This is a genomic window from Saliphagus infecundisoli (assembly GCF_020177375.1).
Taxonomy (GTDB): domain Archaea; phylum Halobacteriota; class Halobacteria; order Halobacteriales; family Natrialbaceae; genus Saliphagus; species Saliphagus infecundisoli.
In genome coordinates this window covers 409,534-436,189 of record NZ_JAIWHV010000001.1, presented here as the reverse complement: position 1 = coordinate 436,189, position 26,656 = coordinate 409,534, and the positions used below count along the sequence as shown (strand labels likewise).

Here is a 26,656-nt window from a genome sequence, read left to right as displayed (position 1 = left end):
CGCCGACCCCACAGTCATGACGCAGACACCACCCGACACCTGGACGACCTACCTCGTCACCCAGGAATCGGTCTCGGATCGCTCCACGCCGGAGGTCGTCCGCCGCGCGCTCTCCGGCGGCATCGACGCCGTCCAGCTCCGCGAGAAGGGGACGGCGGCCGTCGACCGCTACGAACTCGGCCGGCAGCTCCGGGAGCTCACTCGCGAGGCGGACGTCCCCCTGATCGTCAACGACCGTGCTGACCTCGCGCGGGCGATCGACGCCGACGGCGTCCACGTCGGCCAGTCGGACCTCCCCGTCCCCGTCGCCCGCGAGCTGGTCGGCCCCGACCGGATCGTCGGTTGTTCGGCCTCGACGGCCCCGGAAGCGAGGCGCGCGGAGGAGGCGGGCGCGGACTACCTCGGCGTCGGCGCGGTCTACGGCACCGACTCGAAGGACGTCGCCGACCGCAAGGACGGGATCGGCCCCGAACGGATCGCGGCGATCGCGGAGGCGACGTCGATCCCCGTCGTCGGGATCGGCGGGATCACGGCCGACAACGCCGGGAGCGTCGTCGAGGCCGGCGCCGCCGGCGTCGCCGTCGTCGGCGCCATCGCCGCCAGCTCGGATCCCGAGGGCGCGACACGGGGGCTTCGGGCGGCAATCGAAAGCGAGTGACCGATGACGATCAGTCGGTCGGGGGGGTCTCGGCTTCCGCCTCGCCGGTCGCCAGCTCCCAGCCCCGCTCCGAGCGCCGGACGATCCCCTCGTCGGCCATCTCCTCGAGGAGCTCGCCGATGACCTCCCGCGGGGCGTCGACCTGGTCGCTGAGCGTTCCCACTCCCTTTGGCTCCTCGCGGATGCTCGCGAGCACGTCGGCATAGATCCGGCTCTCGGGTCCGGTGCCGACGTGCTCGGAGATGCGATCGAGGACGTCACAGAGCCGGCCCTGGACCCACCGCTGGGCCAGCGAAAGCTCGTTTTCGAGCCCCTCTAGGTCCTCCAGGGCCCGGAGGAGTTCGTCGAGTTCGCTCGAATCGTCGTAGGAGACGTCCAGCGAGAGGTGCCGACAGGTGGTAATGTCGAAGCTGTTGTTCGATGGGTAGGCGCTTTTCGCGCCGAAGCCGTACGGCGAGACGCTGACCTCGAGGCGGACGTTGCGGGCGATGTGGAAATATTTGCGGCGCTGGTCGTCGGTGCGGCTCTCGACTAACCCTGCCTCCTCTAGCTTCCGGAGGTGTTCGATCACCGCCTTCGGGCTCACGCCGAGGTAATCGGATATCTCGGTGACATAACAGGGTTTGTGCGCTAGCAGTCGGAGGATCCGGCGGCGGTTCTCGTTGCCCAGAAGGTCCAGAAGCGCCGCAGAGTCCATCGGTGGACGGTAGGAGCCGGGCGCTCAAAAGGGTGTCTGACCGACAGCGATCCGACAGGAATCAGGACGTTCCAGTCGCGATCCCGGCGTCCGTACGGTTCGACTCGGCCAACTCCGCCGCCCCCGTCCGAAGCTCCGCGACGCTCTCGCTTTCGATGCCGACCTCGTCGGCCCGGGGCGCGAGCTCGTCGATCGCTCGCTCGAGGGTCTCGATTTCGGCCTCGAGGCGGGTCAACTGCGCGGTGTAGGCGAGCGAGGCGGCCTCGGGCCGGTCGGCGATCGAGGAGGCGTTGGTGCGATCGGAGAGCCGGTCGTGTTCGTCCCGGAGCGTCGAGAGCTTCGCCTCGAGTTCGGCCGTTCGTTCGGCGACGGCGGCCTCGCGGCGGTCGGCGTCGCCGTTCTCGTAGCCGGCGAGGAACATGCCGGTCGTGACCGCCGCGCCGGCGTCGGCCGTACTCGACTGCAGGAACGTCGAGAGTTCGGTTCCCATCGGGCGCTCGGCGCCGGCCGGCTCGTCGGTCCCGTCGTCACCGTCGGCGACGGCGATCGAACCCGCACTGGCGACGACCACGCTCAGGACGGCCAAGACGAGAAGAGCGGAGCGGATCGTGGTCATCGGTCGCGATCATGTCGCCCAATGTAAAAAACCCGGAGTTCCGTTCGGATCGTTTACCCGTCTCAGTCGCCCCTTTCGCTCCGTTCGAACCGTTCACGACCGTTGTGTCGCCCGACCGTTTGAGACGCGTTCGGCGGCTGACGGCAGGCGGGACGGCGAGTAGCAGTCGTCGAACCGGGGCCGGCGGCGGTGGCGGCCGAAAGGACGCTGATAGCGCTCGGGCTTAACTCGTCCGGCCAACTGTTATGTTACTTCGACCCATGGGTACTGATATCATGTTCGAGGCCTTTTCGGGAGGCTACTATCTCGGCCGTCTCTACGTGACGCCGACCGACGGCGACCGCGTCCTGATGGACGACGGCCAGCACGAACGCGTCAACCGGGAGCTGTACGCGACCGGCGAGGGCGTCGAGCCCCTCGACACCCCGGTCGTGATGAAACTCGACGCGACCCACTTCCGGGTCCACGGGGACGAGGCCGTCCCGGCGAACACCCTCGAGATCCCCGAGGCGCTCCTCGAGGACTCGCGGATCAGAAATCCCCCACAGCTCCGGGAGGTCCTGCTCGCGCGGCGCGAGCGGGCCCGACAGCTCGTGGCCTACGGCGCCGGCTGATCCGACCGCTACGTTTACCCCGGGAACCGACGATAGCCCGCCATGGACGTCGCGATCCTCGCACACGAGAAGTTCCCCGACCTGGCGAAGACCGCCACCGGAGTGCTCCGCTACGGCGACCGGAACGTCGTCGCCGTCATCGACCGCGACCGGGCGGGCGAGCGGGTCAAAGACCACCTGGCGGGCGACGTACGGGACGCCCCGATCGTCGCGGGCATGGACGAGGTCCCCGCGGCCGACGCCCTCCTGATCGGGATCTCGCCGATCGGCGGCGGGTTCGAGGAGAGCTGGCGCGGGGACGTCCGCGCCGCCCTCGAGCGGGGCTGTGACGTGATCTCCGGGCTCCACTACTTCCTCGCCGACGACGAGGAGTTCGCGGCCCTCGCCGCGGAGTACGGCGCCGACCTGTGGGACGTCCGCAAACCCCCCGAGGACCTCTCGGTCGCGGAGGGGATCGCGGGCGAGGTCGACGCCGAGGTCGTTCTGACGGTCGGTACCGACTGCTCGGTCGGGAAGATGACGGCCACGATGGAACTCGCCCGCGCCGCCCGGGAGGCGGGCCACGACGCCTGCGTGATCCCGACCGGCCAGACCGGGATCATGATCGAGGGCTGGGGGAATCCGGTCGACCGCGTCGTCAGCGACTTCACCGCGGGCGCCGTCGAAGAGATGGTCGTCGAGCGAGGCGGGGAGTACGACTACCTCTTCGTCGAGGGCCAGGGCAGCATCGTCCACCCCGCCTATTCGGCGGTCACCTGTGGCATCCTCCACGGCGCCGCGCCCGATCTGCTGGTGCTCTGTCACGAGGCCGGCCGGGAAGCGATCCACGGCTACGAATCATTCGAGCTTCCGCCGATATCGGAGTACGTGGATCTCTACGAATCGCTCGCCGCCCCCGTCGCGCCGGCCCCCGTCGTCGCCGGCACGCTGAACACCGCCGGCCTCGAGGAGGGCGCGGCCGGCGAGGCCATCGCGGCCTACGAGGCCGAACTCGACGCCCCAGCGACCGACCCCATCCGCCGGGACGCCGCCGACCTGCTGGAGGCGGTGCTGTGAGCCTCGAGACGGAGTTCGAGCGAGTGGCCCTCCCGCTCGAGTACCCCTTTACGATCGCCCGGGGGACCCAGACGACCGCGGAGACCGTCGTCGTCCGGATCACCGACGGGGACGGGACGGTAGGGATCGGTGCCGGCGCCCCCTCGACTCACTACGGCGAGACCGTCGCCACCGTCGCGGCGGTGCTCCCCGACCTGCTCGCGGCCGTCGAGGACGTCGGCGATCCCCACCAACTCGCGCGGATCGAACGCCGGATGCGCGAGACCGTTGCGGGGAATCCCGCGGCCCGCTGTGCGGTGAGCATCGCCTGCCACGACCTCGTCGCAAAGCGCCTCGACCTCCCGCTCCATCGCTACTGGGGACTCGACCCGACGGAGACCGTCGAGACCTCCTACACCATCGGGATCGACGACGCCGAGCGGATGCGCGAGAAAGCCGAGACCGCCATCGAGCGGGGCCACGGCAGGTTGAAAGTCAAACTCGGCACCGACCGCGACGGGGAGATCGTCCGGACGGTCCGGGACGTCGCTCCCGACGCGACCCTCACCGTGGACGCAAACGAGGCCTGGACTCCCCGGGAGGCCGTCCGGAAGATCGACCGGCTCGCGGACGAAGACGTCGCGTTCGTCGAACAGCCCGTTCCGGCCGAAGACCCCGAGGGCCTCCGCTTCGTCTACGAGCGGTCGGCGCTACCGATCGCCGCCGACGAGTCCTGTGTCACCCTCGCCGACGTTCCGCGGGTCGCGGGGCGATGCGACGTCGCGAACATCAAGCTGATGAAGTGTGGCGGGCTCCGGGAGGCGTTCCGGATGATTCACGCCGCCCGCGCCCACGGGCTCGAAGTAATGGCCGGCTGTATGACCGAGTCGAACGCCTCGATCGCGGCGGCGTGTCAGCTCGCACCCCTGCTGGACTATGCCGACCTCGACGGCTCCCTGCTGCTCGCCGACGACCCATACGAGGGGGTCCCGATGGAGGGCGGACGGATCGACCTCGAGGCGGAGCGGCCGGGAACGGGCGTCCGGCCGCGGTGAGACGATCGGAAAGAGCAGGGTACTTACGCACGCAAGCCGACGCCCCGGCCATGGGAGGAACGGTCGTCGAGATCGGACTGGCAGCCGAGGAGTTCGCACTGAGCCAGACCGCAGCGCGGTTCGAGGACCTCCAGTACGAGATCGAGCGGGTCGTCGCTCACGACACGGATCACGTCATGCCCTACGTCTGGATCGACGGGCCGAGCGTCGGCGAGATCGAGTCCGTACTGGAAGACGACGACAGCGTCGAGGAGTTCGACCGGCTCGCTGATCTGGAGGAAGAACGACTGTACCGGATGGAGTGGGTCGATCAGATCGACACCCTGGTGCAGATCCTGGTCGAGGAGGACGGGGCGATCCTTTCCGCACAGGGCAACGGCGACGACTGGACGCTCCGCATCCTGTTTCCGACCCGGGACGCCCTCTCGCGGACCCACGACTACTGCGAGGACCAGGGCCTGCGGATGGACATCTACACGATCTACAACGTCGATGACGGCCGAAAGGGCCGCTTCGGCCTGACCGACAGCCAGCAGGACACCCTGCTTTCGGCCTTCGAGAGAGGGTATTACGAGATCCCTAGGGACACCTCGATGACCGAACTCGCCGAGGAAATGGACGTCTCCCACCAGGCGCTGTCCGAACGCCTCCGGCGGGGCCACGAGGCGTTAGTCGAGAACACCGTCGTCATCGGGCGCGAAGACGGCACCGAGAACGAGCGCGAGAAGCGGGAAGCCTAGAACTGGTAGCGCCGTTCGTCGTCCATCGCGGGATACTGGTCGCCGCCGGTCATCTCCTCGTAGGTCATCCCCGAGAGGTACTCGTCGTAGGTGACGTCGTAGCCCGACCGGAGGTGAAAGTCGAGGTTCCCGGTCTCGACGGCCGACTGGAACAGCATGTGGATCGCCCGCCGGACGAGTTCGTCGCTCTCGTCGGGTCCCAGGGCCGACGAGAGGAGGGCGAGTTCGTTTCTGGTCTCGCGGTCGAGCGATATCGAGAGTTCGTCGCCGAGATCGGAGTAGGTGGTAGAGACGTCGTCGTTCAACTCCTCTAAGCTCATAGGGAGGGGTGACGAGCCCGGAGTATAGGCCTTTCGTCGCCGCCGGCCGAACCGGTAGCGGTAAACGGCGGGGTTCGTTAGGGCGAGCGATGAGCGAGGGTACGGATGCGGCGGGGGAGCCCGAGCCGTTCGCCGACGTCGATCGCGAGGCGGTCCGAACTGCCCTGATCGAGTGGTACGAGGCAGACCACCGCGAGTTCCCCTGGCGGGAGACGGACGACCCCTACGCGATCCTCGTCAGCGAGGTGATGAGCCAGCAGACCCAGATCGGCCGGGTCGAGGAGGCCTGGGCGGAGTTCATAGAGCGGTGGCCCACCACGGCGGAGTTGGCGGCCGCCGACCGATCCGCCGTCGTGGGGTTCTGGACCGATCACAGCCTGGGGTACAACAACCGCGCGAAGTACCTCCACGAGGCCGCCCGACAGGTAGAAGAGGAGTTCGGAGGGGAGTTTCCCAGGAGTCCGGACGGCCTGCAGGAACTCATGGGCGTCGGGCCCTACACCGGCAACGCCGTCGCGAGTTTCGCGTTCGACAACGGCGACGCCGTCGTCGATACGAACGTCAAGCGGGTGCTCTATCGGGCGTTCTCGGTGCCCGACGACGACGCCGCCTTCGAGGACGCCGCGTCCGAACTGATGCCCGAGGGCGAGTCGCAGGTCTGGAACAACGCGATCATGGAACTCGGCGGCGTGGCCTGCACCCAGACCCCCCGCTGCGAGGAGTCGGGCTGTCCCTGGCGCCGATGGTGTGACGCCTACGCGACCGGTGACTTTACGGCGCCGGACGTCCCCACCCAGCCGGCGTTCGAGGGGAGCCGCCGGCAGTTCCGCGGACGGGTGCTCTCGACGCTCCGAGAGTACGACGATCTCCCGATCGACGACCTCGGCCACCGGATCCGGATCGACTACGCGCCGGAGGGCGAATACGGCAAGGAATGGCTGCAGGGGATCCTGGCGGACCTCTCGGAGGACGAACTGGTCGAGATCGAGAACCGGGAGGGTGGGACGGTCGCGCGCCTCCGGCGGTAGATCGGACCCTCGAAGGGAGAGCGGGGGAATTACGGTTCGTACGCGATCCGCTCGACTGCGACCACCAACCTGTAGAACAGGGAGACCACGACCGAGAGGAGACCGAGGGCGGCGACCGCGAGGACGGTCCGGAGCCGGAGAAACGACTGGCCGACCAGGACCGCGCACGCGAGGGCTACGAGCACGACGAGGAACGTGCCGATCCCGTACCGGGGCGGGATCCCCTCCTCAGAGCGAGCGGCCGACATGAGACGGCCATCGCGCCCACGTATCAAAAATATAGATTTTTGGACGCCACGCGTCGGCCGAGAAACGAGGGCGCCTGGGCGCCGACAGTATCCTTTTGGCCCGGCCCGCCAACGAAGGGAGCATGAACCCGACGCAGTCGGAGGGACGGACCCGCGTCGAAGCCGACGGCGGCGAGGAGCCGATCCGGGTCGCCGGCCTCTGTGGCAGTTTACGGGAGGAGAGCTACACCGCCCTCGCGCTCTCGCGAGCCCTGGAGGAAGCCGGCCGTGGCGGCGCCGAGACCGACTTCATTGACCTCCGGGAGCTCGAGGTGCCGACGTTCGACGCCGACGTCGATCGCTCGGAGGCCGGGGACGCCGGGGAGGTCGCCGCCCGGCTTCGGGATGCGGACGCGATCCTGCTCGGGTCGCCGATGTACCACGGCTCCTATTCCTCACCGCTGAAGACCGCACTGGACTACTGTGGGTTCGACGAGTTCGAGGACAAGACCGTGGGGCTGCTGGCGGTCGCCGGCGGCTCGTTTCCGGTGACGACCCTCGAACATCTGCGGTCGGTCTGTCGGTCGCTGAACGCCTGGGTGATCCCCCATCAGGCCGCGATCCCGACGGCCCGGACCGCCTTCGAGGACGGCGAGTTCGTAGACGAGAAGTTAGAAGAGCGCGTCGCGACGCTCGGCCGCCACGCCGTCCAGTACGCCCGGATCGAGCCCGACCCGGACTCCTTCGAGAGCGAGCAGAACGTCGGCGCCCGCGGGAGGTGATACTGCTGGCTGTAACTACGTGAAGATTCTCGGCAATACGGGGCGCCGAGAACCTTGAAAGACGTATCGCCGTAGTATGAACCCGAATCGGCAGACGCTTGAGGCCGCCATCCCGAGTTCGCCACGAATGACGACCTGGATCGAGGAGCCCGAGGGCGGCCGGGAGCGGGGTCCACGGGCGATCGCGCGCGCCTGGCTCGAGGTGCTCGTTCGCCCGCGGCGGTTCTTCGAGGCCGGGGTCGCCCCGGGCGATCAGGCGCCCGGACTCGTCTTCTTCGTGGTCGTCGTCTTCTGTGCGGAGGCGACCCGCTACGCCCTGGAGCCGGGAGCCTATCCAGATCTCGGGGTCGCCCCGGCGCTGGCCGCGGCGTTCTGGCTCGGACTGGTGGTCCTGCTGGTCGCTCCCCTCGCTCTCCACGCCATCGCGGCGATCCAGACGCTCTGTCTGATGGTCCTCGTCCCCGATCGGGCGGGGATCAGCCAGACCGTGCAGGTGATCGGCTACGCGGCCGCGCCCTGTGCGCTCGCGGGGGTCCCGGTGCCCGCGCTTCGGCTCCTCTGTACGACGTGGGGTGCGGCGCTTCTCGTCCTCGGGCTCGTCGTCATCCACGACACCTCCCGCATACGGGCGGCGCTGGCGGGGGCGATCCCGGCGACGCTCCTCTTTGGCTACGGCTTCCGGGGGTTCGCGGCGGCCGGCGACCTCGGGATCGGGGTCGCTCTATAGGCCGGGACCACCGCGCCAGCGAAGGGCGTCGAACCCGCTCTCGACGAACGACGACCCACATCGAACCGCCGCCGAGAGGGCGTCAGCGCGCCGCCAAGGAATTTTACGCTTCGAAAAGACACGATATCAATATTGGACAGACCTATCAGTGGGGACGTTCTCTGGTGAGACATGCCCGCAGACGAAGACGAAGCACAACCCCTCGCGGAACGTGTCGTCAAAGAAGCCGTGACCGTCGGCCTGGAGACCCCGATGCGCGAGCCGATCCTCGACGCCATCGACGAGGCGGGCGAGGGGAAGAAAGACCCCTCGCGGACGGTCCCGATGGCCGGCGCCCTCCTCGGGCTGGGCGCTGCCGCGGGCTACCTGCTCGGGGCCCGCGACGTCGACATCGACGCCGAGGACGTTCCGATCGACGACTTCGAGGAGCCCGACGTGATCGACGACGTCGTAAGCGGCGAGGACGAGGGGAGTGAGGACGCAGAAGAGGACGCCGAGGAGCCCTCCGGCAGCCGGCTCCGGCCGATCCTGGTCGGCCTCGGCCTCGTCGCGGCCGTCGCCCTGATCCGGCGCAAGCTCCAGTCGGGAGACGACGAGTGGGAGCCCATCGAGGAGTTCGAGACCGCAGACGAGGACGACGAGTTCGGCGGCGACTTCGACGACGACTTCGGAACCGACGACGACGAGGACGATGAGGAGGAGGCCGACGACGACGAGGAAGAGGCCGAAGTCGAGGAAGAAGAGGCCGAGTAACCGGCGCTTCGGGCGGAGTTCGTCTTTTTCGCGACCGCCGACCCGCGAGCCGGCGGCTCGTCGGTGTTCTTCGCCGACCGTCCCGAGAGGACATTCGAGCCGCGACGAAGGAGCTAAGGGACGGACGGCGAACCGAGGAGACGAATGGAGACGACCCACCGCGTCCGCGTCGGCGACGCACGCGACCTCTCGCTCGCCGACGACTCGGTCGAACTCGTCGTCACGTCGCCGCCGTACCCGATGATCGAGCTTTGGGACGACCTCTTCTCGGAGCTCGATCCGGCGGTTGGGGCGGCTCTCGAGGCGGGCGAGGCCGAGCGGGCGTTCGAAGCGATGCACGCCCAGTTGGACCGCGTCTGGGACGAGCTCTCCCGGGTGCTCGTCGATGGGGGCATCGCGTGTATCAACGTCGGCGACGCGACCCGCACCGTAGACGACCGGTTCCGGGTCTATCCGAACCACGCGCGGATCGTCGAGGCGTTCGCCGACCGGGGGTTCGACCCTCTCCCCGATATCCTCTGGCGAAAGCCGACGAACAGCGCCGCGAAGTTCATGGGCAGTGGGATGGTCCCCCCGAACGCCTACGTCACCCTGGAACACGAGCACGTTCTCGTCTTTCGCAACGGTGGCGAGTCGCGGTCGTTCGAACCCGGAGCCGAGCGGCGATACGAGGCCGCGTACTTCTGGGAGGAGCGAAACCGGTGGTTCTCGGACCTCTGGAGCGACGTCCGGGGGCGCCTGCAGTCCCTTTCGGGAGACGAGCTCCGGGACCGCTCGGCGGCCTACCCCCTCGAGATCCCCTACCGGCTCCTGTGTATGTACTCCGCCTACGGCGACACCGTCCTCGACCCCTTCTGGGGGACCGGAACGACGACGCTGGCGGCGATCTGTGCCGGGCGGAACTCGGTCGGCTACGAGCTCGAGGAGGGGTTCGTCTCCGCCTTCGAGGAGCACGTCGGCGAGGTGGCCGACCTCTCGCGGTCGGTCGCCCGGCGCCGCCTCGAGGACCACCGGGAGTTCGTTTCCGAGCGGCGGGCCGACGGGGAGGACCTCGAGTACCGAGCCGAACGCTACGACGTGCCGGTGATGACAGCGATGGAGCAGCGAATCGCGTTCTATGAGGTCGACCGGATCGAGGAGAGCCCGGAGGGGTACCGGGTCCGCCACGAGCCGTTCGAACCGGACGGTATCGCCGGCTCGGGGCCGTAGCGGCGCACATGCAAGCCAAACTACCACCCTTCGTCCGTCCGTCGTTCGAGTGTCTATGGCCGATCGTACGCGATCCGACGAGACCGACGAGGAGAGAGCACGGGACGTCCTCGAGGCGACCGGCGACGACTCCCGGCGACTGATGACCGACGGCGGCGAAGAAGAAGAGGCCGACGAGGAGGGTGAGGGAGAACCCGAAGCCGACGAGGACGAAGAGGAGAGCGAAGAAGCGGACGGGGAGGAGAGCGAAGACGATGAGAGCGAGGAAAACGAGGACGGAGAGGAGAGCGAAGACGATGAGAGCGAGGAAAACGAGGACGGAGAGGAGAGCGAAGACGATGAGAGCGAGGGAAGCGAGGAAGGAGAGGGCGGCCACGACCAGAGCCCCGAGGACGTCTACGAGGACGAGGACGCGACCGGCGTGCTTCACCTCGACCTGGACGGGCTCTACCTCGATCTGCTGGGCCTCGAGGTCAATCTGGGCGACGTGAACCTGGATCTCTCGGCGCGTCCGGGCGACGGCAACCTGCTCGGCAACCTGCTGTCGGCGGTCGCGGGGCTCGGCGACGGCGGCCTCGGTGACCTCCTCGATGGCGGTCTCGGCGACCTGCTCGGTGGCGGCCTCGGCGGCCTGCTGGGCGGTGGCGAGGACGAGGAGGGCGAAGAGGGTGAGGGACCCCTCTCGGGGGCGGCAAGCTCGGCCCGCGAGAGCGCGGCGAACGTCCTGAGCGAGCTCCCGATCGAGGAGTTCGTCGGCCAGCTCGCCCGCGAACTCGTCAACCAGTTGCTCGGCGACGGGAGCTCCGGGTTGTCCGACGCGGGCCCCCTCGGTGACGACGAGGACGAGGAAAGTGAGGAGAGCAACGAGGAATCCGACGGAAGCGAAGAGGACGAGGGAAACGAGGAGGACGGCGAATGAGCGAGGAATCGATCACCGACCGGATCGACTACGAGCGCCTCGCCGAGTCGATCGACGTCGCGGAGCTTCTCGAGGGCACCCAGTGGGAGGGCGAACTCGACGACGCCGAGAACACCGGCGCGGCGATCGGCCGCCTGATCGGCGAGTCCCTCGGGCGCGTGATCGGCGAGGCGGTCGGGCGGACCGTCGGCGACAGGCTGGTCGAGGAGTTCCTCGCGGACGACGACGGTGACGAGGCGGAGTCCGACGGGAGCGAGGAGAGCGAGGGCAGCGACGGCGAAAGCGAGGACGGCGAGGAATCGGAAAGCGAGGACGACGAGGAGGGAAGCGATGAGGGGGGCGACGAGTAGCCCTCCCGCCTCTCTCGCGAGGTGGGACCAATGAGCGACGACGAGGGCGACGGCGGCTTCGACCTCGCCGAGATCGTCACCGACGAGGTGACCGAGCAACTGGACGCGAGCGAGCTGCTGGGCGGCGGCTCGATCAAGGACCAGGTCGACGCCGGGGCGCTCGGCGCCTCCGTCGGCCGCGAGTTCGGCGCCCGAGCCGGCCGCGAGTTCGGCGAGGCGATCGGCGGGGAGGTCCACGAGACGATCGACTCCGGGTTAGAGCGGGGCGCGGAGTTCGGAGAGATCGCAGGCGAGGTCAAAACCGCGATCCGCGAGGCGATCGTCGGCGTCGTCTCCCGGCTGGCGAGCCGGGAGGCGATCGCCTCCGCGGCCGAGGCGATCGGCAGCGAGGAGCTCGGCGACGGGGTCCGGGCGGCGATCCCCGAGGAGAGTGCCGGAGACGCCGTCGACGGCGCCATCGAGGAAGCGACCGACGAGGTCGAGGAGGCGACGCCGGATATCGCCAACGAGGAGAGCGACGGTGACGAGGAAGCCCGAGAAGACGAAGAGGGCGAGGAGACGGAGGAAGCCGAGGACGGCGACGAGGAGGGCGACGACGAGAGCGGGGGCCTCACCGAGAAAGCCGACGAGGCCACGCCCGACCTCCTCGCCGAGGGCGACGGGACGCCCGCGCCCGAAGACCTCGAGGGACTCAGACGCGAGACCCTGGAGGACTTCCTCGAGGTGATGTCCTACCGGGACCTCCAGTCGGTCGCCAAGGATATCGACGTGAAGGCGAACCTGAGCCGCGAGGAGATGACCGAGGAGATCATCGAGACGGTAAGCGAAAGCGAGGAGTAGCGCCGGACGAGCGCCAACCTGATACCCCGTCCCACCCAAACGGATCCAATGAGCGACTCGATCGCCGACCGAGCGAACCGGTTGTTAGAGGAGACCGAGGACGCGATCGACGGGCTCGGAGCGCCCGAGGGAAGCGAGGACCTCCCCGGCGAACTCGACGCGAGCGGCCTCGGCGGGATCGCCGAGGAGGCAAACGAGCTGATCGAAGCCGAGGACGCCGACGCCCTCCTCGAGGCGCTCGGGCTCGACGAGCTCGAGGACGGCACCGAACCCGACTCCCTGCTCGAGGCGATCGCCCAGGGACGCGAGGAGCAGATCGGCGACCTCCGGGTGCTGGTGAAACTCGCGAAGGTCGCCGAGGCCGACGACGAGGAACTCCCCACGGAGGTCGGGGAGCTCCAGGAGGCAGTCGAGGAACGGATCGGGGCCCTCGGGGAGGACGAGACGGACGGCGAGAGCGAGGAGACCGACGGGGAAGACGAAGCCGAGGAGTCGCTCGCGGAGTCGGCGGCCGAGGCGGTCGGGGACGCCGTCGGCGGTGGAGAGGGCGACGAAGAAGGGTTCGTCGAGGCGGAGCTCGAGTCGGCGATGCGCTCGAAGCTCGAGGGGTTCGGCGACGAACTCGACGAGGCACGGGAACGCCTCGACGAACTCAGGGAGGGCGACGAGACGGACGAGGAGGACACCGACGAGGAAGAGGCAGGCGAGGCCGACGACGGGAGCGAGCAAAAGGAGGGTGAGGACACCCCCCTCGGCTCGGACTCACGGCCCCGTTCCCGGGGAACGATGCACTCGACGATGGCGCCCTCGCCGTCGAGGCGGGCGGACATGGGGGCGTCGACGCGACACTCGACGATGCCCGATCGCTGACGCGGGCGCCGGCATTTATGGCGATTCCCGTCCAGTGTTAGCACGACCGCATGAACACCGCCTCGACCGGGAGCCGCCGGATCGCCTACGTTCACGACGAGAGTGAGGACGGAAAAACGGTGCTCTACGTCCACGGCAGCGGCGGGAGCCACGAGCTCTGGTCGGCCCAGCGCCGCCTCGCCGAGCGGCCGACGGCCGCCCTCGACCTCTCGGGCCACGGCGACTCGGAAGATATCGACGCCGAGCCCGGCTACACGACTCTCTCTGCGTACGCCGACGACGCCCTCGCGGTCGCGGAAGCGACCGACGCGGACGTCCTCGTCGGGAGTTCGCTGGGCGGCGCCGTCGCCCTCCACCTCCTGGTCGAGCGCGCGGACTGGTCCCCCGACGCGGTCGTCCTCGCGGGGACCGGCGCGCGGATGGGCGTGCTCTCGGATCTCCTCGACTGGCTCGAGGAGGACTTCGAGCGCGCGCTCGAGTTCCTCCACGGCCCCGACCGGCTCTTTCACGATCCCGACGAGCGGGCCGTCGAGCGCTCGAAAGCGAAGATGCGAGCCTGTGGGCAGAAGGTCGTCCGCCGGGACTTTCTGACCTGCCACCGGTTCGACGTCCGGGATCGCCTCGGGGAGATCGACGTGCCGGTCCTCGCCGTCTACGGCGAACGCGATCAGCTGACGCCGCCGTGGTACCACGAGTACATCGCCGAGGAGGTCCCCGAGGGGAGCCTCGCGGCGGTTCCGGAGGCGGCCCACCTGGCGATGGTCGAGCGGCCGCGGGCGTTCGCCGACCGCGTCGAGGCCTTTCTCGCCGACGTCGAGTAACGACCCGACCGGGCAACGGCGGGCTTAAGGGCGCTGCGCCGAGAGAAACGCCCGTGCCGACACGCGTCGAGCGGACCGACCCCGAGGGAGTCGACTACGGCTGGGTGATGCAGGTGACGTTCGTGACGACGATCCTGCTTGGCGCGCCGACGGTCGCGGTCCTCTCGACGACGGCAACGTTGCCGACCTGGAACGCCCGCGTCGGCTTCGCGGTCCGGGTCGGCGCGGTGATCTGGATCCTGACAGCGCTTTCGGTCTACGTCTACGCGTATCGCCGAAACCGCTAACCGTCGACGTACTCAAACGCGGTCCCCGCCCGTTCGGCAGTGCGTGCGTCGCGCTCGGAGTCGCCGACGAACAGCGTCCGCCCGGGAGTCGCGCCGATGCGGGAAACCGCCTCCAGCAGCGGCTCGGGGTCGGGCTTGCGGCTCCCAACCGTGTCGCGGCCGACGACCGCGTCGACCGCCTCGAGGAGGTCGTGGGAGTCGAGAGCGATCCGGCAGGCCTCCTCGCAGTTCAGCGAACAGATCCCCGCGGGCACCGAACACGCGAGGAGTTCCTCGGCAAGGGGGAGCCGGGCGGCCCTCCGGGCACCCTCGCGTTCGCGGGCCGCGATCGCCGCCTCGACCTCGGGCGCGAGGTCGTGGTCGGCGGCAGCCGCGAGCAACTCCCAGAGATCGCCGGCCGGCACGTCGACCGCCGCGGCGGCGTACACCTCGCGGACATCGACGGCGGTCGCCTCCCAGTCGACGTCGAGGTCGACAAGGGTGCCGTCGAGGTCGTAGACGACGGCGTCGTAGTCGGCTCCGGACATGCGTTTTTGGTCGGACGACGGCGGTATAGCCGCTTCGGTCGTCTCACTCGAGGAGGTGTCTGGCGATGATCGTCTTCTGGATCTGTGTGGTTCCCTCGTAGATCTCGGTGATCTTCGCGTCGCGATAGAGGCGTTCGACCCCGCCCTCCGTGACGTAGCCGTAGCCGCCGTGGAGCTGGACGGCTTCGCCCGCGACCTCGGTCGCGGTTTCGCTCGCGAAGTACTTCGCCATGCTCGCGGCCATCGCGCCCTCGCCGTCCGCCCGCCGGCGGGCGGCGTAGCGGGTCAGCTGCCGGGCGGCCTCGGTTTCCGTCGCCATCTCGGCGAGCGTGTGCTGGACGCTCTGGATGTCGCCGATCGGGCCGCCGAACTGCTCGCGCTCGCCGGCGTACCCGCGGGCTTCCTCCAGGGCGTGGGACGCGACGCCGACGGCCTGGGCCGCGATGGCGATCCGGCCGTCGGTGAGGACGTGAAACGCCGCCGAGAGCCCGTCGCCGACGGGCGTCAGGCGGTACTCCGCGGGGACCCGGACGCCATCGAGGGTGAGCGAGGTCGTGTCGCTCGCGCGGAGCCCGAGTTTCTCCTCGGGGTCGCCGACCGAGAGCCCGTCGACGTCGCCGGGAATCAAGAACTGGGTGACCCCGTCGTCCCCGTCGACCTTCGCGAAACAGACGATCGCCCCTGCCCGATTGCCGTTCGTGATCCACTGTTTCTCGCCGTCGAGAACGTAGGCGTCGCCCTCTTTTCGGGCCTGGGTGGTCATTTCCGCCGGGTTCGAGCCCGCCCCCGGCTCCGAGAGCGCGAACGCGCCGACGGGACGGCCCTCGGCCATCTCCGGAAGCCACTCCTCGCGGACGCCCTCGCCCGCGAACTCGGCGATGCAGGCGGTCGCCAGACAGTGCACCGAGAGGGCGGTCGCGACGGCGAGCATCCCGCCGGCGACCGCCTCGTTGACGACGGCGTAGGTGACCGGATCGGCGTCGTAGCCGCCGTACTCCTCCGGTACGGTCAATCCCGTGAGATCGAGGTCGGCGAGCCCGTCCCAGACCGTCTCGGGAAACGTCTCCTCGCGGTCGGCCTCGGCGGCCAGCGGGCGGATCTCCTCGCGGGCGAACTCGCGGACGACGTCGCCCACGGCGGCCTGCTCGTCCGTCAAGTCGGAATCCATACCCCGTCTGGGGGAGGGGAGGGCAAAAAGGTGGGTCCGGCGCCAGCGGGAGGAGAGATCAGTGAACGATGCCGTCCTGGCCGGGTTCGCCGATCTGCTCGCTCGCCAGGACCTTGTTCGCCCGGCGGAGGCGTTCGGAGAGCGCCTGGTGGGAGATGTCGAGTTCGGTCGCGAGATCCTCGAGCGAGATCCGGCGCGGGACGTCGTAGTAGCCGCGGTCGTAGGCCTCGCTGATCGCCTCCTCCTGGGGCTCGGTGAGCGCCGCGGTCGCCTCCAGGTCGGCGTTGCGGCCGGCCTCGACCATCCGTTTGACGTCGACGGTGATCCCCTGATCCTCGAGTTCGCCCACGGCTTCCGAGAGGAGGTCCCGCTGGGGAAACAGGAGGCGGAACGTCCAGTTGCTGGCCGAACACTGCGCGTCGAGGATCGTCCCGTCGTTCGAGAAGATCGCCGAACACATGTTGCCGACGCCCGCGGCGTACTCGATGCGGTAGAGCCACTCGGAGCCCCCGTCGTCCTCGAGGAGGCGGTCGAACTCCGAAACCGAGGAGTCCGCCTCGAGCGCCTCTTCGATCTCCGCCCGGGGCTCGCCGGCGATCCAGACCAGCGGCATCGTCTGGAGGGGGCCTTCGGCGACGACGCTTTTGATCCGGATCTCGAGGTCGGGCAGGGCCTCGAACGTCTCGGCGAGCGCGACGTCCTCGGAGGTAAGCGCGAGTTCGGTGACGGTCGTCACGCCGTCTCACCCTCCGTTCGACCGGATGACCGATGCGCGAGCGACGGACCTCGACTGTCGACTATATCAGTGTGGATCATGGTTGGAACGGATAGGTTGCCGGGCCGACACCGCGTGGCCACCCGGATCGATCCTGTCTTTCGATACGCTACCCGCTCGGTTGCCTTGTGGCCCTGACTGTTCCAGCGGTTTATATAGGGTGAGATAGCGCCCGGCGACGACACGGTCGGCGGTCGGTGACGATACGACTATAAAAACGGCCTCCGAACTCGAAGGCATGAAGGACGTCGACGACCTGATCGAGAGCGCGGCCGATCTCGCCGATCGCGGCCTCTCCAAGGGCGAGATCGCGGACGAACTCAACGTCTCCCGGGAGACGGCGAGCTGGCTCGTCGAGCGAAGCGGCGGCGCGCCGACGGCGAACCGGGAGGAGCCGGCGAGCAGTCCGGGGGACATCCACGTCGACTGGTCCGCGGTCGGCCGGGACAGCAAACGGATGAGCGCGATCGCGACCGCGATGGCGGACATGCTCGCCAAACACGGCGAGGGCGTCGATCTCACCATCGGGATCGAGAAGGCGGGGACGCCGATCGCGACGCTGATCGCCCGCGAACTCGAGACCGACCTGGGGAGCTACACGCCCGCGAAACACCAGTGGGAGGAAGGCGACATCGCCGACCTCGGGGGAACCTTCTCCCGGAACTTCGCGGGCATCCGCGACCGGGAGTGTTACATCGTCGACGACACGATCACCAGCGGGACGACGATGCGCGAGACGATCGAGGCCGTTCGCGCGGAGGACGGCGACCCTCTCGCCTGTATCGTGCTCGCGGACAAACAGGGGATCGACGAGCTTGAGGGCGTCCCGGTCTACTCGCTTTTGCAGGTCATCAGCGTCAGGAAAGACGACTGATCATCCACGGCGGAAGCCGAGTACGAACCCGCCCGTGACGCCGGCGCCGATCGAGAGCGTCGAAACGGCGCCCTCGAGGTAGGCCGGATCGGCGTACGCAGAGAGCGCGGCGATCTCCGACCCCAACGCCTCCCAGTCGACCGCGAGGATCCCCTCGCTCTCAAGGTATCGCAGGCCCGCAAGCTGGAGGCCGACGAGCACGGCGACGAGCTTCGTGGCCTTCTTCGCCACGTAACCCCCGATGAATCCGGCAGTGGCCCCGCCACCGAACTCGAGGCCGATGGTGGCCGGGTCGAGATCGAGCATATGGGCCCGTTCTCGCGGGGGAGTATGATCCTTCCGGTCGTCCCACGAGCGCCACTGGATTGAAGATACTGGGGGACCTACCGGCGCCCATGAGCGTCCCACTCGCGCCGGAGGTGACCGGCCGGCGTCCGTAGCGACTCGGCGTTCGGGTGTCGCGGGCCGTCGGGTCGGGCGCTCACCACCCACCTCACATGAGCCCACCACAGCGCGCGATCGTCGCGAAACGGGTCGATTCCGGGACTGCGGACACCGGCGAGATAATCCACCTCGCGGAGTCCGCCGGCTACGACGTCGTCGGCGAACTCACCCAGACCAGGGAGGCCGATCCCGCCCTCCAGATCGGCGAGGGGAAAGCCGGGGAACTCGCCCGGACGGTCGAGTCCGCCGAGGCGTCGGCGGTGATCTTCGACAACCGGCTGGGTCCCTACCAGATGTACAACCTCGGAGGGAAGCTTCCCGAGGACGTCGAGGTCCTCGATCGCTTCACCCTCATCCTCGAGATCTTCGGCCAGCGCGCTCGAACCAGGACCGCCCAGCTCCAGGTCGAACTCGCCGAACTGCGGTACGAACTCCCGCGGGCGGAGGCGAAGACGAGCCTCGCAAAGCGCGGCGAACACCCCGGGTTCATGGGCCTGGGGGAGTACGACGAGAGCCGCGAACGCGACATCAAAGCGCGGATCAGCCGGATCACCGACGAACTCGAGACGATCGAGCGCACCGAAGAGGACCGCCGGGAACGCCGGCGCGATTCGGGGTTCGACCTCGTCGCGCTCGCGGGCTACACCAACGCCGGAAAATCGACCCTGCTCCGGCGGCTCGCGGCCGACCACTCCGTCGACGAAAACGACGAGCGCCACGAGGACTTGGAGACGACCGCCGAGTCCCAGGACCGGCTGTTTACCACCCTCGGGACGACGACCCGGCGGGCCGACATGGAGCCTCGGGACGTGCTCGTCACGGATACGGTGGGGTTCATCTCCGATCTGCCCCATTGGCTCGTCGAGTCGTTCAAGTCGACGCTGGACTCGGTCTACCGGGCCGACCTCGTGCTTCTGGTGGTGGACGTCAGCGAGCCCATCGACGAGATCCACGAGAAACTCGTCACCTCCCACGACACCCTCTACGAGCGAAACGAGGCACCGATCGTCACCGTTCTGAACAAGACCGACCGGGTGAGCGAGGCGGAACTCGAGGAGAAAGGCGAGGCGCTGTCGGCGCTCGCGCCGAACCCGGTCGCGGTCAGCGCCCGCGAGGGGACCGGGCTTGAGGCCTTGAGAGAGCGGATCGACGCCGAACTCCCCGACTGGGAGGACGAACGACTCGTGCTCCCGATGGCCGAGGAGACGATGAGCCTGGTCTCCTGGCTCCACGACAACGCCCGCGTCGAGGACGTCACCTACGGCGACGAGGACGTACAGGTCTCGTTTTCGGCCCGCCCCGCGGTGATCTCGCAGGCCCGTTCGCGGGCCGGCGAGTTGCCGACGGCCGCCGAATCCGCCTGACCCGCCCTACTCGTCGGCCAGATCCCGCAGACAGTTCGCCCCGACGAGCGCCCCGCCCACGACTGCCGCGAACATGGCCGTCAGGGGGTTGAAGACGCCGGCCACGGCGGCGGGGATCGCGATCGCGTTGTACCCCAGCGCGAGCCGGTTGTTCTGCCGGACTCGCCGGCGGGCCGCGCTCGCCAGATCGAACGCCGTCTCGACCGACCCAATGTCGTCGTCGGCGATCGCGACGTCGGCCGCGTCGGCCGCCAGGTCGGTCCCGCCGCCCAGCGAGAGCCCGAGGTCGGCCGCGGCCAGCGCCGGCGCGTCGTTGGTGCCGTCACCGACCATCGCAACCCGGCCCGCGAGGCGCTCGACCGTCGCGGTCTTTCCCTCGGGCGGGACGCCCGCGAACACGTGCGCGACGTCCTCGTGGCGGGCGAAGAACTCCGTGGCCGCCTCGTCGTCGCCGGTCAGGACCACGACCTCGATCCCCCGCTCCCCGAGACCGGCGATCGTCCCCGCCCACCCCTCGCGGGGCTCGTCGCCGACGACGACGAGGCCCTCGGCGGCGCCGTCCCGGCCGACGACGACCGGAAGGCGGCCGAAGCCGCGGGCCTCGGCGACTCGCGACTCGATACCCTCCTCGATTGCCCACCCCCGATCGGCGAAGAGGTCGAGATCGCCGACCAGGACCGGCGTCCCGTCGACGACCCCCTCGACCCCGCTCAAATGGGTGTCGAATTCGCTCATCCGGTCGGTCGGGTCGTCGCCGCACTCGTCGCCTCCTCTTCCGTCGTGAAAGTCAGAATTGCGGCCGAACGCCGCCACGATCGCCGCCGCGGCGGGATGGGACGCCCGCGCCTCGAGCGCCGCGGCAGCGTCCAGCAGGCCCGGGGGCGCGTCGGCCTCGACGACCTCCATCTCCCCGGTCGTGAGCGTTCCCGTCTTGTCGAAGACGACGGTATCGACGCCCCGGAGCCGCTCGAGGACGGTCTCGTCGAAGACGACGATCCCCCGCCGGAGGGCCTCCTCGATGCCGGTCGCGACCGACAGCGGCGTCGCGAACCCGATGAGCCACGGGGACCCCACGAGCAGGACGGTCAGCGAACGAAGGGCGGCGTTCGTGGCCCCCGACCCGCTCGCGGCCGCCACGAGCCCGGCGAGGACGGCCGCGCTGGCGACGACCGCGACGGCACGGGCTGCCAGCCGATCGGCCCGGCGCTGGACGCCGTGATTCCCGCTCTGGAGGCTCCAGAGGGCGGTCGTGATCCGGTCGATGCTGCTCGTCGCCTCTGGTCCGGCCCGGACGACCGCCGCACCGTCGGTAACGACCGAGCCGCCGACCGCGTCGTCGCCCTCCTCCTTGCCCACCGGGAGGGACTCGCCGGTCACGATCGCCTCGTCGACCGTACACTCGCTCTCGACGACCCCGTCGACCGGAACTCGCTCGCCGGCACGGACGAGCACGCGATCGCCCGCCTCGAGTTCCTCGACCGGGATCTCCGCTGTCGTCCCGTCGGGTTCGTACAGGCGGGCGGCCTCGACCTGCGAGACGGTGAGGTCGGTGAGTTCCTCGAGGGCGCGTTGCTTGACCGAGGACTCGTAGAACGTCGCGGCCGTCACCGCGGCGGCGACCACCACCGCCAGGTCGTAGAAGACGTCGGTTCGGCCCAGCAACGCGGCGGCCGTGCTGTAGACGAAGGCGGCCGTCACCGTCGTCGCGACGAGCAGGTCCGTGTTGGGCCGGCGCATTCGGAGGCCGACGTAGGCCCCGCGCAACACCGGCAACCCGGTAAAGAGGAGGACGATCCCGGCCAGGACGAGCGAGAGCCGCAGAAACATGAGGCCGCCGGCGCCGTTCAGCCGGAAGGACCGCTCGAACCCCGAGAGCAGGGCCAGCTCCGTAACCGAGGCGAGATGGGCCGGATAGAGGACGGCGACGTAGGGGAGCAACAGGAATGCGCCGAAGAGGAGGCCGGCGGCGTACCGAAGCTCGAGCAACCGGTCGTCCCGGCGTTTCCGCATGCCCGTCATCTCCCGGGACCGGCGCGTCGCGCCGGCCGACTCCCCCTCCTCGGTCGCCTCCGACCGGAGATACGCCGTGTACCCGAGCGTGCTCGCCGCGTCCCGGAGTTCAGCGTCCGAGACGCGGTCGGGGTCGTGCGTGACCCGCATCGTCTCCGTCACGTAGCTCGCCTCGGCGTCGACGACGCCCTCGCAGCCCTCGGCGACCGACTCGAGGAACGCCTCGCAGGTCGCCGAGTGCATGCCGTCGATCCGGAGGAAGGTGCGGGCGAGGTCCTCCCGCGTGCCCTCGTCCCCGTCGGGATCACCGCTATCGTCAGTGTTCGGTTCCCCGGTCGTCGCAGGGGCCCCGAGCGTCGTCGCCACGTCCAGACAGCCGGTCGAACAGAACGTCCTCTCCCCGTCCTCGACCCCGGAGGAGGGGATCGTGCGGCCACACAGATAACACGTGGCGTCCACGGAGGCGTCCGCGTCCCGATCGGGTCCGGACACGGGCTATCCCCTCCGGGAGACGGCGGCAGGATCCCCGGCTCTCCGTTCCATGGGGCGGCGTTGGCCCCGAAGGAATAAGCAGGTTTTCACCGGCGGCGGCCCGCCCGACCCTCACCTATAAATCGCTGACCCGAGTGCCGTCGAGTATGGAACCAGTCGCAGTGATCGGTGCCTCGATGACCCCCTTCGGGAATCGGGAGGGCGAGTGGATCCTCGACTTGCTCGCCGAGGCCGGGGTCGCCTGTCTCGAGGACGCCGGCGTCGAGCCCGGGGAACTCGAGCACCTCTACGTCTCGAACATGGCCAGCGGCGAGTTCGAGGGCCAGGGCGGGACGATGAACGCCCTCGCTCACGACCTGGGAGCGATGCCGGCCTATGCCGCCCGGATCGATCAGACGAGTTCGAGTGGCGGCGCGGGGATCCACGCCGCCTGGCAGTCGATCGCGAGCGGCGCGAGCGAGATGACCCTGCTGGTGGGCGGCGAGAAGATGACCCATCGGACGACCGGCGAGAGCACGGACGTCATCGCCTCGATCACCCATCCCTGCGAGTACAAACACGGGCTCACCCTCCCGTCGTTCGCGGGAATGACCGCCAGGCACTACCTCGAACGGTTCGACGCACCTCGCGAGAGCCTGGGGAAAGTAGCAGTGAAAAATCACAGAAACGGGGTGGACAACCCCAACGCCCAGTTCCGGAAGGAAGTGGATCTGGAGACCGTCCTCGAGAGCCCGATGGTCGCCGATCCCCTCAGACTCTACGACTTCTGTCCGATCACCGACGGCTCGGCCGCCCTCCTCTTGTGCCCGGAATCCGTGGCCCGGGAGTACACGGACGACTACGCCCTGATCTCGGGCATTTCGGGCGCGACCGACACCCACGTCGTCCACGAACGGCCCGACCCGACGGTGATGGGAGGGGTCGTCGAGAGCGGCCGGGAGGCCTACGAAATGAGCGGCTACGGTCCCGAGGAGATCGACGTCGCCGAACTCCACGACATGTTCACCATCCTCGAATTCCTCCAGATGGAGGGGCTGGGCTTCGCAGAGCAGGGCGAGTCCTGGCAACTCGTCGACGAGGGGTACACCGACCGTGACGGCGAGTTCCCGATCAACACCTCCGGCGGGCTCAAATCGAAGGGCCATCCCCTCGGAGCGAGCGGCGTCGCCCAGGCGGTCGAGGTCTACGAGCAACTGGTCGGCGAGGCCGGCCCGCGCCAGGTCGAGGCGGACGTCGGCCTCTGTTGTAACGTCGGCGGCTTCGGCAACTGCGTCATCACGACGATCATGGAGGCGGGCGTATGAGCGGCGCCGGCGAGAGCGGGGAGGCCGCGGGTGCCGACGGGACGGACGATAGCGAGAACGGCGAGCCGCCGATGGCGGCCGCCCGCTACGCCGATGGCTCGCTCGGCTACCCGCCCCACCCGCTGGGGCCCGACGGCGAGGAGCCCGTCGGCACCGTCGATCTGAGCGAGCACACCGCGCGGGTCGTCACCTGGACGACCTCCCACGCGACGCCGCCGGGCGTCCGCGAACCGAACCACGTCGCGATCGTCGAGTTCACTGTAGAGGGCGAGCCGGTCCGCGCAATCGGCCAACTGACCGAACCGGTCGAGAGCGGGACGGAAGTTCGGCCGGTCTACGCCGAGGAACTTCGCGATCCCGGGGCGGGAATCAAGGAACCCGAGAGCCAGGAGTGGGACGGCTACCGGTTCGAGCCGGTTTAAAAGGGCCAGGGTTCCGGCCCGTCGGAACGGAACGCCGATGATTTATATGCGCCCGAGCGTAATGACTGCCAATGCGAACGCCTACCCACGGTTCCGACCCGACCGACCGGATCGGTCAACTCGACGGCGACACCTCCGGCCAGCGGGCGACGAGCCCCTACGAGCCCGAACTGGGGGAGCTGCCCGAAAACGAGTTCAGCCGGGCGGACCTCGACAACGTCAACAAGACCGGGACGACGACGATCGGGCTGACGACCGAGGAGGGCGTCGTCATCGCGACGGACATGCGCGCGAGCCTCGGCGGCCGGTTCGTCTCGAACAAGAACGTCCAGAAGGTCGAGCAGATCCACCCGACCGCGGCGCTCACCCTTGTCGGCAGCGTCGGCGGCGCCCAGTCGTTCATCAAGAGCCTCCGCGCGGAGGTCAACCTCTATGAAGCCCGCAACGGCGAGAACCTGAGCATCGAGGCGCTGGCGACGCTCGCGGGCAACTTCGCCCGCGGCGGCCCGTTCTTCGCGATCCACCCGATCCTGGGCGGCGTCGACGAGGAGGGCAGCCACGTCTTCAGCATCGACCCCGCGGGCGGCGTGATGGAGGACGACTACACCGTCACCGGCAGCGGGATGCAACTCGCCTACGGCCTGCTCGAACAGGAGTACGAGGAGGGACTCTCGAACGAGGAGGCGATGGAGATCGCCGCCCGCGGGATCAAGTCGGCCGTCGAGCGCGACACCGGCAGCGGCAACGGCGTCTTCCTCTGTGAAATCACCGAGGATGGCGTCGACATCCACGGCCACAGCGACTTCGACGACGTCCTGTAGACGGTCCGGCGTCAGTTCCCGCGGGATTTCGGATGGGTTCGTTTTCGAGGACGGCATCGATGGGTCCGGAAAGCGGTAGTGACGACCTCGGAGACGGCGACGGCGACCGCCGAACCATGGCGAGGCCGCTGCGAGTACCTCAGCCACCGCAAAAATGATGGGGACCGTCCGGGACCATCATACGTGCCAAGACGTACCATCCGGGTCTGTCTCTGTCTGCTATTGGTAGTCGGAGCCGGATGTATCGGGAGTCCATACGGGTATCCGGATGATCCTCCGGAAGACGAGGACTGCGTGTACCCGGACGGCGTCGATCCGAACGTCCCGAAATGTTACGTCAGTACCCACCCGGCCGATTTAGAGCTGATCAACGACGGGGGTGAGTCTCAGAACCTCTCGATAGAGGTCGTGTTCGAAGACGCCGAGACTGTATACGCGGATGATCTCTCGCTTGCACCACGAGATACGACGGTGGAGGAGGACGTCTTCGATCGCTCCGGGAAGTATACCATACGGGCGACGCTATCCGGTTCGGAGACGATCGTAGAAACGTGGACGCTCCAAGAACGGTACGTGGGAGAGGGTGGCCCGGGGTGGATCATCGGAATCTCCGAGTCAGGGGAGTTGTCCAGCAATAGAGCCGGCCACATGTGATGGGCGACGGCGATCAGGAGGACTCCCGGCGGATCGTCGGCGCGGCCTCGTGTTCGCGGCGTTCGACCTCGACGGCCCGCCCGGTTTCGCTCGAGCGGTAGATGGCGTCGATCACGCGCTGGACGGTCAGAGCCTCCCCGACCGTGTTCGTCGCTGGCTCGTGGCCGGAGGCGACGCAGGCGAGGAACTCGCGGTCCTGTTGCTTATAGCCCGTGATCGAGGCGTCCCCGGTCAGGTCGGTGTCGGCGTAGTGGTCACAGCCGACGGTGCCGGTCTCGAGGATCGAGAGGTCGGTGCCGCCGATCTCCATGCGTGCGCCCGCTTGCGTTCCCCGGACGTGAAGTTCGGAACTGGGCTCGCGGTTGGTCGCCCACGCGGCTTCGAGACTGATCGTCCGGCCGTCCGCACACCGGATGAACGCGGAGACGGAGTCGTCGACGTCGTAGGTTCCGGAGTCGGCCGACCAGTTCTCCCCGAAGCCGTCCGGGTCGGCATAGCTCTCCTCCCCGCCGAACGTCGAACGGGTCGTGGCGCTGACCTCGACGACCTCCGGGAAGCCGAGGACGTACAGCGAGAGGTCCAACGCGTGGACCCCGATGTCGATCAGTGCACCCCCGCCCGCGAGGTCGGCGTTCGTAAACCACGAGCCGGGACCGGGGATTCCCCGGCGGCGGACGTAGTTCGCCTCGACGTGGGTGAGGGGGCCAAAGCGCCCGCGGGCGTGTTGTTCGGTGAGCATCGTCGTTCCGGCCGTGTGGCGGTTGTGGAAACCGACCATGCACTCGGCGTCGGCCTTTCTCGCGGCCGCTACGATCCGTTCGGCGCTTTCTAAGGTGTGTGCGAGGGGTTTCTCGACCAGGACGTCGCGACCGGCCTCCAGGGCCGCGACGGCGATCGGCTCGTGAAACCGGTTCGGGGTCGTCACGACGACGGCGTCGACGTGTTCGTCGGCGACGAGGTCGTCGTGGTCCTCGTAGGTCGGGACCCCGAACTCGCGTCCGAAGCGCTCGCGCTGGGGCGGGGAGACGTCGGCGCCCGCGACGACGCTCGCGCCGAGATCGTGCATGCTGTTGGCGTGGAGTTGCCCCATCCCCCCCAGGCCGACGACCCCGACGCCGATGTCGTCGAATTTCACGACGAAACCTCCGATTTATTCGGTCGACGGGAGAGCGGAGAGCAGCCAATCGTCAGTTGTACTGTCGTTCGAGAACTGTGCCGACGCTTCATTGGTAGAACTGGAGGATCCGACCGGA

32 protein-coding genes are annotated in these 26,656 nt (G+C 68.7%); 22 read left to right on the top strand and 10 right to left on the bottom strand.

Annotation, left to right across the window (positions count from 1 at the left end; translation table 11 throughout):
• Window positions 1-16: 16 nt before the first annotated feature.
• A complete protein-coding gene (thiE, locus tag LCF40_RS02495) occupies window positions 17-658 on the top strand; it encodes a thiamine phosphate synthase (RefSeq protein WP_224827220.1) in 642 nt (213 codons plus the stop codon).
• Window positions 659-668: 10 nt separating this feature from the next.
• Here thiE and LCF40_RS02490 read toward each other — a convergent pair whose 3' ends face one another.
• Both LCF40_RS02490 and LCF40_RS02485 read right to left on the bottom strand, forming a co-directional pair.
• The gene (locus LCF40_RS02490) at window positions 669-1,355 is read right to left on the bottom strand and encodes an ArsR/SmtB family transcription factor (protein WP_224827219.1); all 687 of its coding nucleotides are present in this window, start codon (window positions 1,353-1,355) and stop codon (window positions 669-671) included.
• Window positions 1,356-1,416: 61 nt separating this feature from the next.
• Window positions 1,417-1,971, bottom strand: coding sequence for a hypothetical protein (locus LCF40_RS02485; RefSeq protein WP_114575860.1), 555 nt, complete (start codon window positions 1,969-1,971; stop codon window positions 1,417-1,419).
• A gap of 275 nt (window positions 1,972-2,246) precedes the next feature.
• On the opposite strand from LCF40_RS02485, the gene LCF40_RS02480 reads away from it, so the two are divergent.
• From LCF40_RS02480 to LCF40_RS02465, 4 genes are read left to right on the top strand one after another with little or no spacing between them, the layout of a single operon-like run.
• Entirely contained in the window at window positions 2,247-2,585 is a 339-nt protein-coding gene (locus LCF40_RS02480) for a DUF5802 family protein (protein ID WP_114575861.1), read from the top strand.
• 42 nt (window positions 2,586-2,627) lie between these two features.
• A complete protein-coding gene (locus LCF40_RS02475) occupies window positions 2,628-3,641 on the top strand; it encodes an N-acetyltransferase DgcN family protein (RefSeq protein ID WP_224827218.1) in 1,014 nt (337 codons plus the stop codon).
• Entirely contained in the window at window positions 3,638-4,675 is a 1,038-nt protein-coding gene (locus tag LCF40_RS02470; RefSeq protein ID WP_224827217.1) for a dipeptide epimerase, read from the top strand. Before LCF40_RS02475 ends, LCF40_RS02470 begins: the two co-directional genes overlap by 4 nt.
• Window positions 4,676-4,725: 50 nt before the next feature.
• Window positions 4,726-5,415 (top strand): helix-turn-helix domain-containing protein, encoded by a 690-nt coding sequence (locus LCF40_RS02465; protein WP_224827216.1) that lies wholly within the window; start codon window positions 4,726-4,728, stop codon window positions 5,413-5,415.
• Here the strand turns inward: LCF40_RS02465 and LCF40_RS02460 are convergent.
• Window positions 5,412-5,735 (bottom strand): ribbon-helix-helix protein, encoded by a 324-nt coding sequence (locus LCF40_RS02460; RefSeq protein ID WP_224827215.1) that lies wholly within the window; start codon window positions 5,733-5,735, stop codon window positions 5,412-5,414. The genes LCF40_RS02465 and LCF40_RS02460 overlap by 4 nt on opposite strands.
• An 89-nt stretch (window positions 5,736-5,824) precedes the next feature.
• On the opposite strand from LCF40_RS02460, the gene LCF40_RS02455 reads away from it, so the two are divergent.
• Window positions 5,825-6,763, top strand: coding sequence for an HhH-GPD family protein (locus LCF40_RS02455; RefSeq protein WP_224827214.1), 939 nt, complete (start codon window positions 5,825-5,827; stop codon window positions 6,761-6,763).
• A gap of 29 nt (window positions 6,764-6,792) precedes the next feature.
• Here LCF40_RS02455 and LCF40_RS02450 read toward each other — a convergent pair whose 3' ends face one another.
• On the bottom strand, window positions 6,793-7,011 hold the full coding sequence (locus LCF40_RS02450; RefSeq protein WP_114575867.1) for a hypothetical protein: 219 nt from the start codon (window positions 7,009-7,011) through the stop codon (window positions 6,793-6,795).
• A gap of 122 nt (window positions 7,012-7,133) precedes the next feature.
• Here LCF40_RS02450 and LCF40_RS02445 point away from each other — a divergent pair, with 122 nt between their 5' ends.
• From LCF40_RS02445 to LCF40_RS02400, 10 genes are all read left to right on the top strand, one after another.
• Complete coding sequence (locus LCF40_RS02445) at window positions 7,134-7,772, top strand: NADPH-dependent FMN reductase (RefSeq protein ID WP_224827213.1); 639 nt, start codon at window positions 7,134-7,136, stop codon at window positions 7,770-7,772.
• A gap of 127 nt (window positions 7,773-7,899) precedes the next feature.
• Window positions 7,900-8,499, top strand: a complete 600-nt coding sequence (locus tag LCF40_RS02440) for a YIP1 family protein (RefSeq protein WP_224827212.1) — start codon at window positions 7,900-7,902, stop codon at window positions 8,497-8,499.
• A 171-nt stretch (window positions 8,500-8,670) separates the two neighbouring features.
• Complete coding sequence (locus tag LCF40_RS02435) at window positions 8,671-9,252, top strand: hypothetical protein (RefSeq protein ID WP_224827211.1); 582 nt, start codon at window positions 8,671-8,673, stop codon at window positions 9,250-9,252.
• Window positions 9,253-9,396: 144 nt separating this feature from the next.
• The gene (locus tag LCF40_RS02430; protein WP_224827210.1) at window positions 9,397-10,461 is read left to right on the top strand and encodes a DNA-methyltransferase; all 1,065 of its coding nucleotides are present in this window, start codon (window positions 9,397-9,399) and stop codon (window positions 10,459-10,461) included.
• A gap of 55 nt (window positions 10,462-10,516) precedes the next feature.
• On the top strand, window positions 10,517-11,380 hold the full coding sequence (locus LCF40_RS02425; RefSeq protein WP_224827209.1) for a hypothetical protein: 864 nt from the start codon (window positions 10,517-10,519) through the stop codon (window positions 11,378-11,380).
• Window positions 11,377-11,730, top strand: a complete 354-nt coding sequence (locus LCF40_RS02420; RefSeq protein WP_114577263.1) for a hypothetical protein — start codon at window positions 11,377-11,379, stop codon at window positions 11,728-11,730. The genes LCF40_RS02425 and LCF40_RS02420 overlap by 4 nt, the downstream gene beginning before the upstream one ends.
• Before the next feature lie 30 nt (window positions 11,731-11,760).
• Window positions 11,761-12,570 (top strand): hypothetical protein, encoded by an 810-nt coding sequence (locus LCF40_RS02415; protein WP_224827208.1) that lies wholly within the window; start codon window positions 11,761-11,763, stop codon window positions 12,568-12,570.
• Between the two features lie 48 nt (window positions 12,571-12,618).
• Window positions 12,619-13,440 (top strand): hypothetical protein, encoded by an 822-nt coding sequence (locus tag LCF40_RS02410; protein WP_224827207.1) that lies wholly within the window; start codon window positions 12,619-12,621, stop codon window positions 13,438-13,440.
• A gap of 50 nt (window positions 13,441-13,490) precedes the next feature.
• Complete coding sequence (locus LCF40_RS02405) at window positions 13,491-14,261, top strand: alpha/beta fold hydrolase (protein ID WP_114577266.1); 771 nt, start codon at window positions 13,491-13,493, stop codon at window positions 14,259-14,261.
• 53 nt (window positions 14,262-14,314) lie between these two features.
• Window positions 14,315-14,548, top strand: coding sequence for a DUF5822 domain-containing protein (locus tag LCF40_RS02400; RefSeq protein ID WP_114577267.1), 234 nt, complete (start codon window positions 14,315-14,317; stop codon window positions 14,546-14,548).
• Here LCF40_RS02400 and LCF40_RS02395 read toward each other — a convergent pair.
• From LCF40_RS02395 to LCF40_RS02385, 3 genes are read right to left on the bottom strand one after another with little or no spacing between them, the layout of a single operon-like run.
• Window positions 14,545-15,075: an HAD family hydrolase gene (locus tag LCF40_RS02395; RefSeq protein WP_114577268.1), complete on the bottom strand. Its 531-nt coding sequence runs from the start codon at window positions 15,073-15,075 to the stop codon at window positions 14,545-14,547. The two genes, LCF40_RS02400 and LCF40_RS02395, sit on opposite strands and share 4 nt — an antisense overlap.
• A 43-nt stretch (window positions 15,076-15,118) precedes the next feature.
• Window positions 15,119-16,243 (bottom strand): acyl-CoA dehydrogenase family protein, encoded by a 1,125-nt coding sequence (locus LCF40_RS02390; RefSeq protein ID WP_224827206.1) that lies wholly within the window; start codon window positions 16,241-16,243, stop codon window positions 15,119-15,121.
• Window positions 16,244-16,301: 58 nt separating this feature from the next.
• Window positions 16,302-16,979 (bottom strand): helix-turn-helix domain-containing protein, encoded by a 678-nt coding sequence (locus LCF40_RS02385; protein ID WP_114577270.1) that lies wholly within the window; start codon window positions 16,977-16,979, stop codon window positions 16,302-16,304.
• A gap of 277 nt (window positions 16,980-17,256) precedes the next feature.
• On the opposite strand from LCF40_RS02385, the gene gfcR reads away from it, so the two are divergent.
• Window positions 17,257-17,892 carry a transcriptional regulator GfcR gene (gene gfcR, locus LCF40_RS02380; RefSeq protein WP_114577271.1) on the top strand — a complete coding sequence of 212 codons (636 nt, stop codon included), beginning with the start codon at window positions 17,257-17,259 and terminating at the stop codon, window positions 17,890-17,892.
• Here the strand turns inward: gfcR and LCF40_RS02375 are convergent, their stop codons facing one another.
• Complete coding sequence (locus LCF40_RS02375; RefSeq protein WP_114577272.1) at window positions 17,893-18,198, bottom strand: FUN14 domain-containing protein; 306 nt, start codon at window positions 18,196-18,198, stop codon at window positions 17,893-17,895. It lies immediately after the preceding gene.
• A gap of 191 nt (window positions 18,199-18,389) precedes the next feature.
• Between LCF40_RS02375 and hflX the strand changes: the two genes are divergently transcribed.
• Window positions 18,390-19,700 carry a GTPase HflX gene (gene hflX / locus LCF40_RS02370; RefSeq protein ID WP_114577273.1) on the top strand — a complete coding sequence of 437 codons (1,311 nt, stop codon included), beginning with the start codon at window positions 18,390-18,392 and terminating at the stop codon, window positions 19,698-19,700.
• Between the two features lie 6 nt (window positions 19,701-19,706).
• Here hflX and LCF40_RS02365 read toward each other — a convergent pair whose 3' ends face one another.
• Window positions 19,707-22,202 (bottom strand): heavy metal translocating P-type ATPase, encoded by a 2,496-nt coding sequence (locus LCF40_RS02365; protein ID WP_224827205.1) that lies wholly within the window; start codon window positions 22,200-22,202, stop codon window positions 19,707-19,709.
• Between the two features lie 146 nt (window positions 22,203-22,348).
• On the opposite strand from LCF40_RS02365, the gene LCF40_RS02360 reads away from it, so the two are divergent.
• From LCF40_RS02360 to LCF40_RS02345, 4 genes are all read left to right on the top strand, one after another.
• Window positions 22,349-23,506: a thiolase family protein gene (locus tag LCF40_RS02360; protein WP_224827204.1), complete on the top strand. Its 1,158-nt coding sequence runs from the start codon at window positions 22,349-22,351 to the stop codon at window positions 23,504-23,506.
• Window positions 23,507-23,577: 71 nt separating this feature from the next.
• On the top strand, window positions 23,578-23,928 hold the full coding sequence (locus LCF40_RS02355; protein ID WP_198667907.1) for an OB-fold domain-containing protein: 351 nt from the start codon (window positions 23,578-23,580) through the stop codon (window positions 23,926-23,928).
• A 71-nt stretch (window positions 23,929-23,999) separates the two neighbouring features.
• On the top strand, window positions 24,000-24,749 hold the full coding sequence (psmB, locus tag LCF40_RS02350) for an archaeal proteasome endopeptidase complex subunit beta (RefSeq protein ID WP_114577276.1): 750 nt from the start codon (window positions 24,000-24,002) through the stop codon (window positions 24,747-24,749).
• Between the two features lie 294 nt (window positions 24,750-25,043).
• Window positions 25,044-25,403 (top strand): Ig-like domain-containing protein, encoded by a 360-nt coding sequence (locus tag LCF40_RS02345; RefSeq protein WP_224827203.1) that lies wholly within the window; start codon window positions 25,044-25,046, stop codon window positions 25,401-25,403.
• A gap of 13 nt (window positions 25,404-25,416) precedes the next feature.
• On the opposite strand, the gene LCF40_RS02340 is transcribed toward LCF40_RS02345, so the two are convergent.
• A complete protein-coding gene (locus LCF40_RS02340; RefSeq protein WP_224827202.1) occupies window positions 25,417-26,538 on the bottom strand; it encodes a Gfo/Idh/MocA family protein in 1,122 nt (373 codons plus the stop codon).
• Window positions 26,539-26,656 lie beyond the last annotated feature (118 nt).